We start from the raw sequence: 15144 nt of genomic DNA on the forward strand, positions 1-15144 counted from the left end.
TACCCCTCCTGACAATCGACAGACCAAGGGTCCGCGAGCCGCGCGGAACGGGCTCGAATTGCCGGGGGCGGTGGAAACAGGAAGGTCCGACATGGAAAAGGTGCCGATGCTGGCCGAAGGCTACGAGAAGCTCACGGCCGATCTCAAGCAATTGCGAGCCGAGCGCCCGCTGATCGTCGATGCGATCGAGGAAGCGCGCGCGCATGGCGATCTTTCCGAGAATGCGGAATACCATGCGGCCAAGGAACGCCAGGGCCAGGTCGAGGCGCAGATCGCCGAGATCGAGGACAAGATAACCCGCGCGCAGATCATCGACCCGACCACGCTGTCGGGTGATCGCATCCAGTTCGGCGCGACCGTGACCCTGCTCGACGAGAACGACAAGCCGGTGAAATACCAGATCGTGGGCCAGACCGAGGCGGATGCCAAGAAGGGCCGCATCAGCTACAACTCGCCCATCGGCCGTGCATTGATCGGCAAGCAGGTCGAGGAGGAGATCGAGGTCACCGTGCCCAGCGGCGACAAGTTCTATCTCGTCGACAAGATCGAATTCATCTGAGCGGCTTTTCCATCGCATAATTGTGGATCGGCACGGCTTTCTTTCCGTGCGCGATCGTGAAGTCGCGACGCCCGATCATCCGATAGCCGGCGCGTTCGAACGCCGGGCGTGCCAGTTCGCTGGCTTCGGTAAAGAGCCGCTCTTCATTCCACAGACGCGCCAGCGTTTCGGCTTCGTCCAGTAATCTGTCGGCCAGTCCGCGACGGGTGTGATCGGGGTGGCAGTAGAGCTGATCGAGATGCCCTCCCGGCTCGATCAGTGTGTAGGCGACCGGGATATCCGCAACATCGGCGACGACGAGGATCGCGTGGCCACTGCGGACCCGTTCCCTGAACCGGTCCGGCGAAAGGTGCCTGCCTGCCCAGGCCGCCGTCTGCTCGGACGTATAGGCCCGTCCTCCGATCAACGCGATTGCGGCGCCTGTCACCCGAACCAGTTCTTCGGCATCCTCCGCACGGAACGGACGGATGCGACAGCTCATCCCGCGGGTTCGAGCATTTTGTGGAGGTGAACGACCACGTATTTCATCTCGGCATCGTCGACGGTGCGCTGGGCATTGGCGCGCCAAGCTTCCTCAGCCGCCTCGTAGGTCGAATAGACGCCGGCGACATGGATGCTCTCGGGGTCCTGGAATTCGGACCCGCGCGGGTCGGTCACGCGGCCGCCCATAACGAGGTAGAGCGTCTGCTTGCTGGTGGTCTCTTCCATGGTCGCGGCTTTCTATGCGGGCAGGGGTCTCCGGGTATTGCCAGAGTTGCGGCGCCCCATAAAGGAAGCGGCGCGACTGGCAAGGCCCGCCGCGCCGTTCGCGATTTGGTTATGGTGTCGATCAGTGGGCGAAGCGCGAACGCAGATCGCGAAGCCCGCGCGAGGTCTTGCGACCTGCCTTGCGCTTCGTGCTGCGCAGCGCATCGCCGGCGACATCGGCACGATAGGCGGCATCCCGCCGCAATTTCCGGGCGCTCTTGCCGAGCGTGTCGCTGACGTCCTCGAATGCGTCGGAACCGCCGCGCAGCGCAGCCGAACCGGCCGTTCCGGCGCGATCGGCGAGGCCCATGGCGTAGACCATTGCAGCATCCGCAGCCGCCGCAGCGATTACGCCGCCACGGCGACCGAGCCGGCGGCCCGGGCGCGACAGGGCACCGATGGCGAGTGCAACGACAGCAACGCCGGCAACCGCGGTGAGCGGGCGCTCCTTGACGAATTGGGTCGCGGACTCGAGCGCATCCCGCGCCTGGTCGGCAAGGGTGCGCTCTTCGTTACGGGCTTCGGCCGCCTCGATCTTCTCGCGCAGCTGCTCGCGCTTCTCCTGATCGGTGACGATCTTGGTGCCGGTCTCTTCACTCATGGATATGCCTTTCGAAAGATGAATCTGTAACTGCAACGGCCGATGTCGCCGCGATGTTCCTAATCGTCCTCGGCGTCGGTTTCGTCCTCATCGCCGAACACCGCATCGAGGATCGGGTTGCGGGCGAACCACAGGACCAGGGCGGCGACGATGGCGGCAAGCGCGCCCTTATTGTCGCTCGCCACCTCGACGGCTTCGTCGTAAACCTCCTGCGCCCCTTCGGCGACGCGATCCATGGCTCGCTCGGACAGCCCCTTGCGCGACAGATTGGCCTTGAGATGGGCGAAATCCGCTTCGACCACCGCGCGGGCGGTGTCGCGCACGCGGCGATCGGCGATCATGAGGGCACGGCGATCGGTCACGGTTCCTCCCGGTCGAAGGCGCTGCGGATGTCGTCTATCTTGCTCTTGAGGCCACGCAGAAGGACCAGACCGACGACGATGAGAAGACCGCCGACGATCAAAGTCGCCAGCCACGGCCCGACAAGCGGAGAAAGCGCGATGACAAGGCCTACAGTCAACGCGATCAGCGCCAGGTGGAACACGCCGAAGGCCGCCGCACCATAGGCGACGGCGGACTTCAGCCGGTTGGCCACATAGCCGCCGCGGCTCTTTTGGAACGCAGTTTCGGCCTCGAGATAGGTTTTTGTGTCTTCGAACAGGTGAACGACATCCTCGAGGAGCGACGGCGTGTGCCGCTCCTCGGGGAATTCGTCGTTGTCCGGATCGAATTCCGACGGAATATCGGCCGGGATTTTTCCCGAGCCGATGTCCGCTGTTTCGCCTGGTTGTTCCCTCACCCCTTGCGGCCCGGCAGCAGCGTCAGCGACGCGAGCCGCCGAAGAGGCGCGAGAGCATGAAACCGAACGCCGCGGCGATGCCGACGGCCAGGCCCGGGCTCTTGCGCACGAATTCGCGCGCATCCTCGCCCAGTTCCTCGATACTCTTTTCGTCGAGTTTGCCGGCATATTCGTCGAGCGAACGCGAGGCGGTGCGGGCATAGTCCCCGTATTTCGCACCCAGCTTTTCGTCGACGTAGTGCGCGTTCTCGGAGACCGCACCGCTCAAGGCGCGCAGCCCTTCTCCGGCCTTCGCCTTGCCCTGATTGGCGAGGTCCCGACCTTTCGCCTTGGCGTCGTTGGCATAGGTTTCGCCCTTGCCCTTGGCCGTATCGCGATAGGCGGTCGCCCGTTCCTTGCCTTCGGCGCGCAGGGCGGCGGCCCCCGCCTTGGCTTCTTCGAGCGCGGCGTTGAAACGCGATTTGGCTTCGGCACGGTTGTCGCCGGTGGTGGTCGTGTTCGCGGTGTTCGTCACGGGTGTCGTCTCCTTCGCGTTGGCCGTGCTGGCCACGGCCTTGCGCGGTTTGCTGTTGGTGGTCTTCTTGGGCTTTGCGGCCTTGGCCTTGTTGCCTTGCCCCTTGCCGGGAGTCGTCGTGGTGTTGTCGGCCATGGTCGTCTCGCCTTGGTTCGTGTTGCCTCCCCGGTGGAACCGCTAGGGTTCCGGCCGGTCTCACGTGTTGCAACGCAACTTGCACCGGGATGTTCCGCCGCATAGAGCCCGCGTCGCACTCTCGACATGGGGGTGACTTACCTGGATACAACACCCCGCCCGGAGTTTTCCCCCTCATGACCGCGATCATCGACATCCACGCCCGCGAAATTCTCGACAGCCGGGGCAATCCCACGGTCGAAGTCGATGTGCTTCTGGACGATGGCAGCTTCGGGCGCGCGGCGGTGCCCAGCGGTGCCTCGACCGGCGCGCACGAGGCAGTCGAGCTGCGCGACGGGGATGCGAAGCGCTATCTCGGCAAGGGGGTCGGCCAGGCGATTGGAGCCGTCAATGGCGAGATCGCCGATGCCATTCTCGGCCTCGACGCCGAGGACCAGCGCGACATCGACCATGCGATGATCGCTCTGGACGGGACACCGAACAAGGGCCGGCTTGGCGCCAATGCCATCCTCGGGACCAGCCTCGCGGTGGCCAAGGCAGCGGCCAATGCGCGGGGCCTGCCGCTCTACAGCTATATCGGCGGGGTTGCCGCGCACGTCCTGCCGGTACCGATGATGAACATCATCAATGGCGGCGAACATGCCGACAACCCGATCGACATTCAGGAATTCATGATCATGCCGGTCGGCGCCGACAGCCTGGCCGAGGCTGTGCGCTGGGGCGCGGAAGTGTTCCACACGCTGAAGAAGGGCCTGAGCGAGAAGGGCCTGTCCACTGCCGTGGGCGACGAGGGCGGCTTCGCTCCGGACCTCGCCTCCACCCGCGACGCGCTCGACTTCATCATGCGTTCGGTGGAGCAGGCGGGCTTCAAGCCCGGCAAGGACATCGTGCTGGCGCTCGACTGCGCCTCGACCGAATTCTATCGCGAAGGACGTTACGAAATTACCGGCGAAGGCCTGTCGCTCGACGGCACCGACTTCGCGGAATATCTCGACCGGCTGTGTCGCGACTATCCGATCCGCTCGATCGAGGACGGCATGGCCGAGGACGATTTCGAAGGCTGGAAGGCGCTGACCGACCGGATCGGCAACACCATCCAGCTGGTTGGCGACGACCTCTTCGTCACCAATCCCCAGCGCCTGCGCGAAGGGATCGACCAAGGGCTGGCCAACTCGCTTCTGGTCAAGGTCAACCAGATCGGCACGCTGTCCGAAACGCTCGACGCGGTCGGCATCGCCACCCGGGCCGGCTACACCAGCGTCATGAGCCATCGCTCCGGCGAGACCGAGGACGCCACCATCGCCGATCTCGCCGTCGCTACCAATTGCGGGCAGATCAAGACCGGTTCGCTGGCCCGCTCCGACAGGCTGGCCAAATACAATCAACTGATCCGGATCGAGGAAGAATTGGGAGACAGCGCCGTCTATGCGGGACGGGAAAGCCTCGCCAAGCTGAGGGATTGAGCTAGGATTGCTGCTCCCGGTTCTTCGGGTGGAACCAGTACTGCCACACCCCCCAGGCGTTGATTGCCAGCAGGACCGCGTTCATCGCTGCGAGCGGCAGCGCATTGCTGGTCAGGCCGATGTAGATCCACATCATCGCGACCAGGCAAAACAACACGAAACCCCAGGCAGTCGCCCGACGTCCCATGTCGAAGGCGATCATCGATGCCGCGATCACCGTGCCGATCGAGGCGACCCATTCGAACGGTCCGTTCATGGCTTGCTTCCCTGCATGATTGCCACGACGTCCGCGTGGGCCTAGCGTTCCCATACAAGCCTTTGCTGGGAGAGGATCAGTGGCGGCGTTTCCGGCTCATCCCGATGCGGTGACGGCCGAATGGCTTTCGGCGACACTCCGACGCGAGGTCGACGCCGTGCGTTGGGAGCCGATCGGGACCGGACAGGTCGGGGACAGCGTGCGCTTCCATCTCGATTGCGCCGACGCCCATTGCCCGGCAACCCTTGCGGGCAAATTCCCCGCCGCCGATGCCACGAGCCGCGGCACCGCCACCGCATTCGGCCTTTATGCGAAGGAAGTGCGCTTCTACCGCGAGATCGCGCCCAAGCTCGAAGTCAGAGTACCTTCGATCCTCGCCGCCGAACTGAGCAGCGATGGCAGCGAGTTCCTGCTCTTGTTCGAGGATCTGGGCCCGGCGCGACAGGGGGACCAGATTTCCGGCTGCACGCTCGAGGACGCGCGCGCCGCGATCCGGCAGGCGGCGGCGATCCACGGGCCGAGTTGGCAGAGGAACGATCTCACCGGGCGCGACTGGCTGTGCCTCTCGCCCGAAGCGACCGCACAGGTCCGTGCGCTCTACGGCCAGGCGCAGGCGATCTTCCGCGATCGCTATGTCGATACGCTCGAATCCGAATACATGGAGGTCTGCGAGGACCTGGCGGCGCATGCCGATCTGTGGTTCGGCCGTCCGCAGGACAGGAACTGCATCCTCCACGGCGATTTCCGGCTCGACAACATGCTGTTCGACATACGCGGGGGCCGCGAACCCGTCGCGATCCTCGACTGGCAGACCGTTGCCGTGGGCAATCCGCTGACCGATGTCGCCTATTTCCTCGGCTGTGGGCTCGGCGAGGCGATGCGGCGACGTCACGAGGATGACCTTTTGTCGCTCTATCGCGATGCGATGGGAGAATACGGGGTGAGCTTCGAGGAGGAGCGCTTCCGCCACAATTACCGCCTCGGTGCGCTCCAAGGCGTGTCGACCGCGGTGTTCAGCGCCGCGTTCGTCGAGAGGACCGCGCGCGGCGACGAGAACTTCCTGTCGATGGCGCGCGGAGCCTGCGGGCTGGCGCTGGAACACGGAAGCATCGCCGCGCTGAAGGAGACGGAGAGATGCTGAGCCGGGGCGACGATTTCCCGATCCACCAGACGCCCGAACCGGTCGCCTTCGCCGGGACCGACCGCAATTTCTACGACCGCTATTTCTTCAACGGCTATGCCCCCGACGGCAGCGGCTTCTTCGCCGTCGCTTTCGGAGTCTATCCCCATCTCGGCGTGGTCGATGCGCATGTCAGCGTCGTGCGCGGCGGGGTCCAGCATTGCCTCCACGCCAGTCGCGAGCTCGGCGTGGAGCGCATGGATTTGACCTGCGGACCGATCGAAATCGCCATCGTCGAACCGCTCGACCGCCTCGAGGTACGGCTGAGCCCATCCGAGGGGATGAGCGCCGAGCTGCATTTCACCGGCAGGCATTTTCCCATTCTCGAGCCGCGCTTCACCCATCGCATCGGGACCCGTGCCTTCATGGACTACACGCGGATGACGCAGAACGGCCGATGGAACGGGTGGATCGAGGTCGACGGGGATCGCCGCGATCTGGCCGAGGGCACCATGGGCACCCGCGATCGCAGCTGGGGAACCCGCCCGATCGGCACGCGCGACATGCAGCCCATTCCGGGTCACCCATTGCCCGGTTTCTTCTGGCAATGGACGCCGGTGAACTTCCCCGAGGGCAGCCTGTTCTTCCACGTCAACAACGACGAGCATGGCAACCCTTGGAACACCCGTGCGGCCTGGGCGGGGGAGGGCGCGGATCGCGGCGGGATCGCCGAAGGGGCGGGGAGCATGCGCACGCGTTTGGCAAGCGCCACCCGCTGGCCCGGCGGCGGCCGGCTGGCGCTGGCGCTACCGGGCGCGCCCGAGACGGTGCAATTCGAACCGCTGGGACGATTCCAGATGCGCGGGATCGGCTACACACACCCGAGCTGGGGACACGGGGTCTATCAAGGTAGGGAAAAGATCGAACGCGAGGATATCGACCTCGACGGGCTCGATCCGCTGCTGCCGGAAAACCTTCACGTCCAGATTCCGGTTGCGGTCACCGGTGGAGCGTCGGAAGGGATCGGGGTGTTCGAACAGTTGATCATCGGCCCTTTCGCACCGCTGGGGCTGACCCAGTTTCTCGACGGATCGGCCTGACGATCAGCGGAAGCGCGCGGAAAGCTCCAGCATGGCCATTGCCGCCTTCGCAGCCTCGCCGCCCTTGTCCTTCTGCTTCGGATCGGCGCGAACCAGGGCCTGATCCTCGTTCTCGACCGTGAGGATGCCGTTGCCGATGGCCACACCGTCCATGGTCAACGCCATGATCCCGCGCGCACTTTCTCCGGCGACGATTTCGAAATGATAGGTCTCCCCGCGGATGACCACGCCGATGGCGACGAAACCGTCGTATCGTTCGCTTTCCAATGCCAGCGCGATCGCGCCGGGAATCTCCAGCGCGCCGGGAACGGTCAGGACCTCGGCCCCATGCCCCGCCGCCTCGATCGCCGCGCGCGCGCCTTCGACCAGCATATCGTTGAGTTGGTCGTAGAAGCGTGCCTCGACGATCAGGAAGCGGGCCATATGTTCAGTCTCCGATGGGCATGTGATCGACGATGTCGAGGCCGTAGCCCTCGATCGCCACCACGTTGGGCTGGGAATTGGACAGGTAGATCATGTCCTCGACGCCCATGTCTGCCAGGATCTGCGACCCGATCCCGACATTGCGCTGCGCCTCGCTGCTGTGACCGGCGGAGGAGGCCGGGCGACCGGTAATGATCACGATGATCCCGGACCCGTGGCGTCCCACCGTCTCCATCGCGCGTTGCAGCGTGCGTTTGCGCTCGCCGGGCCGGCCGAGGACATCGTCGAACAGCGAGATCGGATGGACACGGGCGAGGGTGGGCTCACCCTCGACGACATGACCCTTCTGAAGCACGTAGCTCTCGCTGCCGTCGATCGTATTGCGATAGGTCAGCATCCGCCAGTCGCCGCCGTAATCGGACATCAGCGGTTGCTCCGCGATCCGCTCGACCAGATGGTCGTGGCGCATGCGATATTCGATCAGATCGCGGATGGTGCCGATCTTCATGTCGTGCTTGCGGGCGAAGGCGACGAGATCGTCGAGGCGCGACATGGTGCCGTCCTCGTTCATGATCTCGCAGATCACGCCCGAGGGGTTGAGCCCCGCCAGCCGGGAGATATCGACCGCCGCCTCGGTATGGCCGGCCCGGACCAGCACGCCGCCGTCGCGCGCCGCGAGCGGAAACACGTGGCCCGGCGTTACGATGTCGTCCGGTCCCCGGGTCGCATCGATCGCCACCGAGACGGTACGCGCGCGGTCTGCCGCGCTGATCCCAGTGGTCACGCCGGTCTTCGCCTCGATCGAGATGGTGAAGGCGGTCTGCATGCTCTCGCGGTTGTCGCGGCTCATCGGCTGGAGGCCCAGCTTCTCGACCCGCCTGCGATCCAGCGCCAGGCATATGAGGCCCCGCCCGTGCGTGGCCATGAAATTGATGGCATTGGGCGTGGACATCTGGGCGGGGATGACCAGATCGCCTTCGTTCTCGCGATCCTCGTCGTCGACGAGGACGAACATTCGGCCGTTGCGGGCCTCGTCGATGATCTCCTCCGCCCCGACGATGACCGGAGTCTCGTCGTTGGCCTCGAGGAAGCCGGCGAGCTTTGCGAGAGTGTCCGCGGTGGGGTTCCACCCCTCGTCGCCGCAGTCGCGCAGCGTATTCGCGTGGAGGCCGGCGGCCCGCGCAAGCCCCGCGCGGGTCATCAATCCTTCGGCGACGAGCTTGCGCACCTTTTCGATCGTATCCATCTGGCGATCATATCACATCGAAATGTGCTGACAAGCATCGAGATCACACCGAATGTGATTGCGCTGACCGACAGAAGGAAATGGTGGACGCACTAGGGCTCGAACCTAGGACCCGCTGATTAAGAGTCAGCTGCTCTACCAACTGAGCTATGCGTCCACATGCCGGGAAAATCGCGGCGCCGAGCGGAGAGTCCGACTCGGGGGAGGCGCGTCATATAGCGACCTTTGCCGTCGATGAAAGGCCTTTCCCGAATTTCGATTTGCCCCTCAGGTGACCAGCCCGCCGGGGCGGTTGCGCCGGTTCCAGCGATAGACCATCATCAGCGCACCGATGCAGATCATGTTGGTCATCATCGAACTGCCGCCGTGGCTGACGAAGGGGAGCGGGATGCCGACCACGGGTGCAAGGCCCATGACCATCATCAGGTTGATCGCGACATAGAAGAAGATTGTTACCGTCATTCCCGCGGCGAGGAGCTTGGAGAACCGGTCGTTGGCGTCCCTCGATACGCCGAGACCCCAGCGGAAGATCACCGCGAAGATGGCGATGATCAGCATTCCGCCGAGGAACCCCCATTCTTCAGCCATCGTCGCGAACACGAAATCGGTGTGAGGCTCGGGAAGATAGTTGAGATGGCTTTGCGAGCCTTCGTTGAAACCCTTGCCGGTGATACCGCCCGAGCCGATCGCAATCTTCGACTGGGTGATGTGGTAGCCCGAACCGAGCGGATCGTTCTCGGGGTCGAGGAAGGTCAGGACGCGGCGCTGCTGGTAGGGCTTGAGCCCGAAGAAGAAGGCGAGAGGTGCGAGGACGGCACCGGCGGCCCCGAGCATGGCGAACCAGCGCAGCGGCAGGCCAGCCATGAACATCACCAGCCCTCCGCCGAACAGGATCGCCAGCGAGGTGCCGAGATCGGGCTGGACCAGGACGAGCGCCACCGGGATCAGGATCAGCACGCCCGCCGGCACCAGTCCGCGCCAGCTCGGAACCATGCCAACCGGCAGATCGCCGTAAAACCGCGCAAGGGCGAGCACCACCGCAGGCTTCATCAGTTCGGAAGGCTGCAACTGCATGAAGCCGAGGTTGAGCCAGCGCTGGCTGCCACCGCCCATCGCCCCGATCGCCTCCACCAGCACCAGGAGGAAAAGCACCACGACGTAGATCGGATAGGCCGCCATTTTCACCAGCGCGGGCGAGAACAGCGTCATCACGGTAGCCATCGCCAGGAAGACGCCGAAGCGGACGAGGTGCGAAGCCGCATAGGGCTGCCAGCTGCCCCCGCTCGCGGAATAGAGGACCAGCGCACCGAACCCGACCAGGACCAGCAGCGGACCCAGCATCTGCCAGGGCTGCCGTGCGACCGGCGCCGGAACGAAACTCATCGGTTCGGTCCGTTCGCGGACGAGGGGGAAGGAGAGGGTGTCGGGGCGGCGAAATTGCCTGCGCCGGTGGGGCCGGCGACACTTGAATCAGGCGGCGGGCCCTCGGCGGTCGGATTTGCTTCCGATCGCGGTGTGATGACCTCGTCGGCGATCTCCTCGCTCTGCCTCGCGGCGAGGCGCGCCTCGGCCTCGACGAGGTCGGCGATCTCCTCGGTGCGGCTCGGTACCGGTGGCACCGCTTCGCCGGCGGCGGCGGCATAGGCGGCATATTTCGCGGCCAGACGTTCCTGCGCGTTCCCGCCCCATTGCTCCTCGAGCGCCCGCAGTGCCTCCATACCCTTCGCCGGATCGAACATGAAGGTCATCACGTCGCGGGCAATGGGATAGGCCGAACCCGAACCGCCGCCGTGTTCGATGACCACCACGCCCGCATATTTGGGCTTGTCGAACGGGGCGAAGAACACGAACAGTCCGTGATCGCGATATTTCCACGGACCCGAGCGACCGTCCGACTTGCTCAGCGAGACCACCTGGGCCGTACCCGTCTTGCCGGCCATCAGGATGTCGTCGAACGGCAACCGAGCGCGGCCGGCCGTGCCGGGGCCGTTGACCACGTCGCTCATTGCCTGGCGGACATAGGCCACATGATCGTCACGGAAATTCGCCATATGGAAGGACTTGGGCTGGACCGCCCGGTTGAGGCGCGGGGTCACGTGGTTGCCGGTGGCGAGCCGGGCCGACATCACCGCCAATTGCAGCGGATTGGTCAGGTAATAACCCTGGCCGATAGAAGCGTTGACCGTGTCATAGGGCTGCCATTCGCGATCGTACTTCTCCTCGAGCCAGGCGGGCGAGGGCACGGTGCCGTAGAACTGGCTCAGGACGGGCAGGTCGAACTGCTTGCCGAGGCCCAGGGTCTTTGCGAAGTCCGCCACGCGGGTGAACCCGACCTCCTGCGCCATGCGGTAGTAATAGCTGTCGCAGCTCTGATAGATGCCCTTGGCCATGTCGACCGTGCCGTGGTTGCCCCAGCAGTTGAAGAACCGATTGCCCACCCGCACGCCGCCACCGCAGGTGATGGTGTGGTTGGGGTCGATCCCGGCCTGCAGGAAGGCCATCGAATGCATCGGCTTGACCGTCGATCCCGGGGGATAGAGGCCCTTGAGCACCTTGTTTCGCAGCGGCACCCGCTCGTCTTCGCGCAGCATGGCGTATTCGACACGGCCGATGCCGGCGGAAAAGCTGTTGGGATCGAAACTGGGCATCGACGCCATGCACAGGATGTCGCCGGTCTCGCAATCCATCACCACGACGGAACCGCTTTCCAGCCCGATCCGCCGCGCGGCATAATCCTGCAACGGCCCATCGATGGTCAGATGGACCGGATCACCCTGGACATCTTCGCGGGTCTCAAGGTCGCGGACGATGCGGCCAGACGCAGTCACCTCGACGCGGCGCGCGCCGGGAATGCCGCGCAATTCCTGTTCGAATTCCTTCTCCAGCCCGTCCTTGCCGATCTTGTAGCCCGGGGTGATCAGCAGCGGATTGCGGTCCTGCTCGGCATATTCCTCGGCATTGGCCGGGCCGACATAGCCGACCAGATGGCCGACGGCCGGACCGGTGGGATAGAAGCGGGAGAAACCGCGCTGCGGCACGACGCCGCGCATGTCGGGCAATCGCACGCTGATCGCCGCGAATTGTTCGTAATCGAGCCCGGTGGCGACTTCGACGGGCTGGAAACCCGGGGATTCCTCGATCCGCTGGTTGATATCGGCGATCTGGGTGTCGCCGAGGCCGAGGATTTCCCCCAGCCGGGCGATGGTGGCGCTGCTGTCGCTCATCCGGTCGGGGACGACGTCGACGCGGAAATCCGCGCGGTTGGAGGCGAGGGGAGCGCCGTTGCGGTCGAGCAGCCAGCCCCGCCGCGGGGGGATTAGCGAGAGATTGACCCGGTTGCTTTCCGATTCCAGCTCGTATCTCTCGTTCTCGGCGATGGCGATGTAGCCCATCCGCGCCGCGAGCAGCACACCAAGCCCGCCCATGCCCGCGCCAATCACGAAGCTTCTCCGCGAGAACGCGGCATCGAGGCTCGACGCGGTGACGTGATCGCGTTTGCGGTTCTTTCCGAGGCGCATCGGCGGACCTATCCCTGGCTGCGCCAGCGAGACAGGCGCAACCGGTCGAGCCCCGCGACGATCCGCGCGGCGAGAGGGAAGAGTAGGATCGAAAGCAAGATTTGCGGTCCCAGGGCGATAATTGCGGCGAAGGAAGGCGAGGCGCCCGACAGCGCCAGGCCCACGAGGCAATAGAGGGTCAGCGCTATACCTGCCGTGAACCAGTCCTGTGCGAAGCTGCGCCAAGGCAAACGCAGGTCGATCGCCTCGAGAGCCAGAAGGGTGGCGGACCACAGGAAGATCGCGCTGCCGAAGGGCTGGCCACTGTACAGATCGTCGAACAGGCCAAGCGGGAATCCGGCCCAGACCGGAAGCAGGCCGGGGCGGACCAGTCGCCACGCGAGCAGCATCAGGAATCCGGTCGGCGGTACTAGGGGAAGGGCAGTAGCGATGAAGAAGATCGGCAGGAGCGAACCGGCCAGGATCGAGATCCACGGCACGACATTCGCGAGCAACGGCGAATGCGTGCGATTGATACGACTGCCATAGGCATCGCTGCGGGATCGCGGGTCGATCCGCTCCATCTATTCGCCCTGCTCCGGCTCGTCCTGGCCCTCGCCGGTTGCCGCCTCGCCGCCCAACGTCTGTTCGATCGGGGTTTCGGCACCGATCGCAGCATCGGGTTCGAAGATGGGCAGGATTGCGACGAAATCGGTCGCTGCCGGGTCGCTGATAAGGCGTCCGAGTGCGCCGTCGTCGGTAATTTCGGTTACGATCGCCACCGCGATGCCGGGGGGATAGTAGCCCCCGGCGCCGCTGGTCACGAAGACATCGCCCGGTTCCAGGGGATTCACCCCGAGGTTGATCAGCCGGATGCGCAGCAAGCCGTCGCCGCGACCCTCCGCGAAAGCGACGACCTCGTCTTTCGAACGGCGCACGGGAAGCACGCTCTCGTTGTCTGTCAGCAGCAGTACGCGGGCATTGTCTGCCCCAACCTCGAGGACGCGCCCGACGACCCCGCGCGGAGAGCGGACCGGCATGCCGACGCCCACACCCTGGTTGCGACCCACCCCGACATAGGCGAAACGCCGCGTGCTTGCCGCGGTGGAACCGACCAGCCGTGAGACGGCGACCGGCCGGGTCTCGGCATCCCGGAGGCCGAGAAGTTTCTTCAGCCGGACGTTCTCCTGCGCCACGGCTTCGGCTTCCTTGAGGCGGATGCGGGCAAGCTCCGCCTCGCGCTTGAGCCGTGCGTTCTGCGATCCGGCGCGGAAATAGCCGCGCAGGCTGGCGATCAGTCCCTTGCTTTCAGTGCGGCCGGTGGCGACCGCGCGGGTCGCGGGCGCAACCGCATCGTTCGCCGCGCCCCGGGGGGCAGAGAACAGGGTCGGCTGCCAGATCGACAGGGCCAGCAGGACGGCGCCGACGATGGCACCGACCCCGGCCACGATGTAGCCGGTGAATTGCGATAATTGCGCCCTGCGCGAATAGCCCGAACGCCGTTGCCCTGTCGGCGCCATGTCGGCCCCTCGTCTCTAGCTGTTACGCGGTCATCAGCACGCCGCGATAGACCTCGTCCTCCATCGCCCGACCGGTGCCCAGCGCGACGCAGGAAAGCGGATCCTCGGCGATCGTGACCGGAAGGCCGGTTTCGTCGCGAAGGTATTCGTCGAGCCCCTGGATCAGCGCGCCGCCGCCGGTCAGCACGATGCCCTGATCGACGATGTCGGCGGCAAGCTCGGGCGCGGTGTTCTCCAGCGCGATGCGCACACCCTCGACGATCGCGCCGATGGGTTCGGACAGCGCCTCGGCGATATGGCCCTGGTTGATCGTGATTTCCTTGGGGACGCCGTTGACCAGGTCGCGCCCCTTGAGCGTGATCGCCTCGCCAACGCCGTCTTCCGGCACGGTGGCGATCCCGTAATCCTTCTTGATCCGCTCGGCGGTGGCATCGCCGATCAGCAGGTTGTGATGTCGGCGGACGTAGGACACGATCGCTTCGTCCATCTTGTCGCCACCGGTGCGGACCGACGTGGTGTAGGCCAGCCCGCGCAAGCTGAGCACCGCGACCTCGGTCGTGCCGCCGCCGATGTCGACCACCATGCTACCCACCGGCTCCGTCACCGGCATGTCGGCGCCGATCGCCGCGGCCATCGGCTCGAGGATCAGGAAAACCTGGCTGGCGCCCGCATTGCTCGCGGCATCGCGGATGGCGCGGCGTTCGACCGATGTCGAACCGGAGGGAACGCAGATCGTGATCTCCGGATAGCGCATCAGGCTCTTGCGGCCGTGCACCTTGCGGATGAAATGCTTGATCATCTCCTCGGCGATCTCGATGTCGGCGATCACCCCGTCGCGCAGCGGACGGATCGCCTCGATGCTGTCGGGAGTCTTGCCCATCATCATCTTGGCGTCGTCACCCACCGCCTTGACCCGCTTGATCCCGTTGATCGTCTCGATCGCGACCACCGACGGTTCGTTGAGCACGATGCCCTGACCCTCGACATAGACCAGCGTGTTCGCGGTCCCGAGATCGATTGCCATGTTCTGCGAACCGAATTTGAACAGATTGCTCCAGAAGCCCATTCTTGCCTGTATCCGTGATCTTGCGACGGGTGCGCGCGCCGCAATCGCGTCGCGGTCCGCTACCCGGGTGGTGGGAAGGCGCGTTCCTTAGACAAGCA

At 65.1% G+C, this 15144-nt stretch carries 18 protein-coding genes and 1 tRNA gene; 4 read left to right on the forward strand and 15 right to left on the reverse strand.

The window, feature by feature from the left end:
* Nucleotides 1-91 precede the first annotated feature (91 nt).
* Complete coding sequence (gene greA, locus ACGHN1_RS13320) at nt 92-559, forward strand: transcription elongation factor GreA (protein WP_390551348.1); 468 nt, start codon at nt 92-94, stop codon at nt 557-559.
* On the opposite strand, the gene ACGHN1_RS13325 is transcribed toward greA, so the two are convergent.
* From ACGHN1_RS13325 to ACGHN1_RS13350, 6 genes are all read right to left on the reverse strand, one after another.
* The gene (locus tag ACGHN1_RS13325) at nt 552-1040 is read right to left on the reverse strand and encodes a GNAT family N-acetyltransferase (RefSeq protein WP_390551349.1); all 489 of its coding nucleotides are present in this window, start codon (nt 1038-1040) and stop codon (nt 552-554) included. The genes greA and ACGHN1_RS13325 overlap by 8 nt on opposite strands.
* Nucleotides 1037-1267 (reverse strand): DUF4170 domain-containing protein, encoded by a 231-nt coding sequence (locus tag ACGHN1_RS13330; protein ID WP_390551350.1) that lies wholly within the window; start codon nt 1265-1267, stop codon nt 1037-1039. The genes ACGHN1_RS13325 and ACGHN1_RS13330 overlap by 4 nt, the downstream gene beginning before the upstream one ends.
* A gap of 121 nt (nt 1268-1388) precedes the next feature.
* On the reverse strand, nt 1389-1907 hold the full coding sequence (locus ACGHN1_RS13335) for a hypothetical protein (RefSeq protein ID WP_390551351.1): 519 nt from the start codon (nt 1905-1907) through the stop codon (nt 1389-1391).
* Between the two features lie 59 nt (nt 1908-1966).
* Entirely contained in the window at nt 1967-2269 is a 303-nt protein-coding gene (locus ACGHN1_RS13340; protein WP_390551352.1) for a hypothetical protein, read from the reverse strand.
* The gene (locus ACGHN1_RS13345) at nt 2266-2829 is read right to left on the reverse strand and encodes a phage holin family protein (RefSeq protein ID WP_390551353.1); all 564 of its coding nucleotides are present in this window, start codon (nt 2827-2829) and stop codon (nt 2266-2268) included. The genes ACGHN1_RS13340 and ACGHN1_RS13345 overlap by 4 nt, the downstream gene beginning before the upstream one ends.
* Nucleotides 2729-3355, reverse strand: a complete 627-nt coding sequence (locus ACGHN1_RS13350) for a hypothetical protein (protein ID WP_390551354.1) — start codon at nt 3353-3355, stop codon at nt 2729-2731. The genes ACGHN1_RS13345 and ACGHN1_RS13350 overlap by 101 nt, the downstream gene beginning before the upstream one ends.
* Nucleotides 3356-3531: 176 nt before the next feature.
* On the opposite strand from ACGHN1_RS13350, the gene eno reads away from it, so the two are divergent.
* Entirely contained in the window at nt 3532-4818 is a 1287-nt protein-coding gene (gene eno, locus ACGHN1_RS13355; protein WP_390551355.1) for a phosphopyruvate hydratase, read from the forward strand.
* A 1-nt stretch (nt 4819) separates the two neighbouring features.
* Here the strand turns inward: eno and ACGHN1_RS13360 are convergent, their stop codons facing one another.
* Nucleotides 4820-5074, reverse strand: a complete 255-nt coding sequence (locus ACGHN1_RS13360; protein WP_390551356.1) for a hypothetical protein — start codon at nt 5072-5074, stop codon at nt 4820-4822.
* A 79-nt stretch (nt 5075-5153) separates the two neighbouring features.
* Here ACGHN1_RS13360 and ACGHN1_RS13365 point away from each other — a divergent pair, with 79 nt between their 5' ends.
* Together ACGHN1_RS13365 and ACGHN1_RS13370 are read left to right on the forward strand one after the other, a co-directional pair.
* The gene (locus tag ACGHN1_RS13365; RefSeq protein WP_390551357.1) at nt 5154-6215 is read left to right on the forward strand and encodes a phosphotransferase family protein; all 1062 of its coding nucleotides are present in this window, start codon (nt 5154-5156) and stop codon (nt 6213-6215) included.
* Nucleotides 6209-7294 (forward strand): hypothetical protein, encoded by a 1086-nt coding sequence (locus tag ACGHN1_RS13370; protein WP_390551358.1) that lies wholly within the window; start codon nt 6209-6211, stop codon nt 7292-7294. The genes ACGHN1_RS13365 and ACGHN1_RS13370 overlap by 7 nt, the downstream gene beginning before the upstream one ends.
* 3 nt (nt 7295-7297) lie before the next feature.
* Here the strand turns inward: ACGHN1_RS13370 and ribH are convergent, their stop codons facing one another.
* The 8 genes from ribH to ACGHN1_RS13410 all read right to left on the reverse strand — a co-directional run bounded on the left by ribH (nt 7298) and on the right by ACGHN1_RS13410 (nt 15046).
* The gene (gene ribH, locus ACGHN1_RS13375) at nt 7298-7717 is read right to left on the reverse strand and encodes a 6,7-dimethyl-8-ribityllumazine synthase (protein WP_390551359.1); all 420 of its coding nucleotides are present in this window, start codon (nt 7715-7717) and stop codon (nt 7298-7300) included.
* A gap of 4 nt (nt 7718-7721) precedes the next feature.
* Nucleotides 7722-8963 (reverse strand): 3,4-dihydroxy-2-butanone-4-phosphate synthase, encoded by a 1242-nt coding sequence (ribB, locus tag ACGHN1_RS13380; RefSeq protein WP_390551360.1) that lies wholly within the window; start codon nt 8961-8963, stop codon nt 7722-7724.
* Between the two features lie 81 nt (nt 8964-9044).
* Nucleotides 9045-9120 (reverse strand) — tRNA-Lys (locus ACGHN1_RS13385).
* Between the two features lie 110 nt (nt 9121-9230).
* Nucleotides 9231-10346, reverse strand: coding sequence for a rod shape-determining protein RodA (rodA, locus tag ACGHN1_RS13390; RefSeq protein WP_390551361.1), 1116 nt, complete (start codon nt 10344-10346; stop codon nt 9231-9233).
* Nucleotides 10343-12481, reverse strand: a complete 2139-nt coding sequence (gene mrdA, locus ACGHN1_RS13395; protein WP_390551362.1) for a penicillin-binding protein 2 — start codon at nt 12479-12481, stop codon at nt 10343-10345. Before mrdA ends, rodA begins: the two co-directional genes overlap by 4 nt.
* Nucleotides 12482-12489: 8 nt before the next feature.
* Nucleotides 12490-13044 carry a rod shape-determining protein MreD gene (gene mreD / locus ACGHN1_RS13400; protein ID WP_390551363.1) on the reverse strand — a complete coding sequence of 185 codons (555 nt, stop codon included), beginning with the start codon at nt 13042-13044 and terminating at the stop codon, nt 12490-12492.
* Nucleotides 13045-13980 carry a rod shape-determining protein MreC gene (mreC, locus tag ACGHN1_RS13405; protein ID WP_390551364.1) on the reverse strand — a complete coding sequence of 312 codons (936 nt, stop codon included), beginning with the start codon at nt 13978-13980 and terminating at the stop codon, nt 13045-13047.
* Nucleotides 13981-14002: 22 nt separating this feature from the next.
* Nucleotides 14003-15046, reverse strand: a complete 1044-nt coding sequence (locus tag ACGHN1_RS13410; RefSeq protein ID WP_390551365.1) for a rod shape-determining protein — start codon at nt 15044-15046, stop codon at nt 14003-14005.
* Between the last annotated feature and the right edge of the window lie 98 nt (nt 15047-15144).

The sequence above is a fragment of the Qipengyuania sp. MTN3-11 genome (assembly GCF_042851825.1).
GTDB lineage: Bacteria > Pseudomonadota > Alphaproteobacteria > Sphingomonadales > Sphingomonadaceae > Qipengyuania.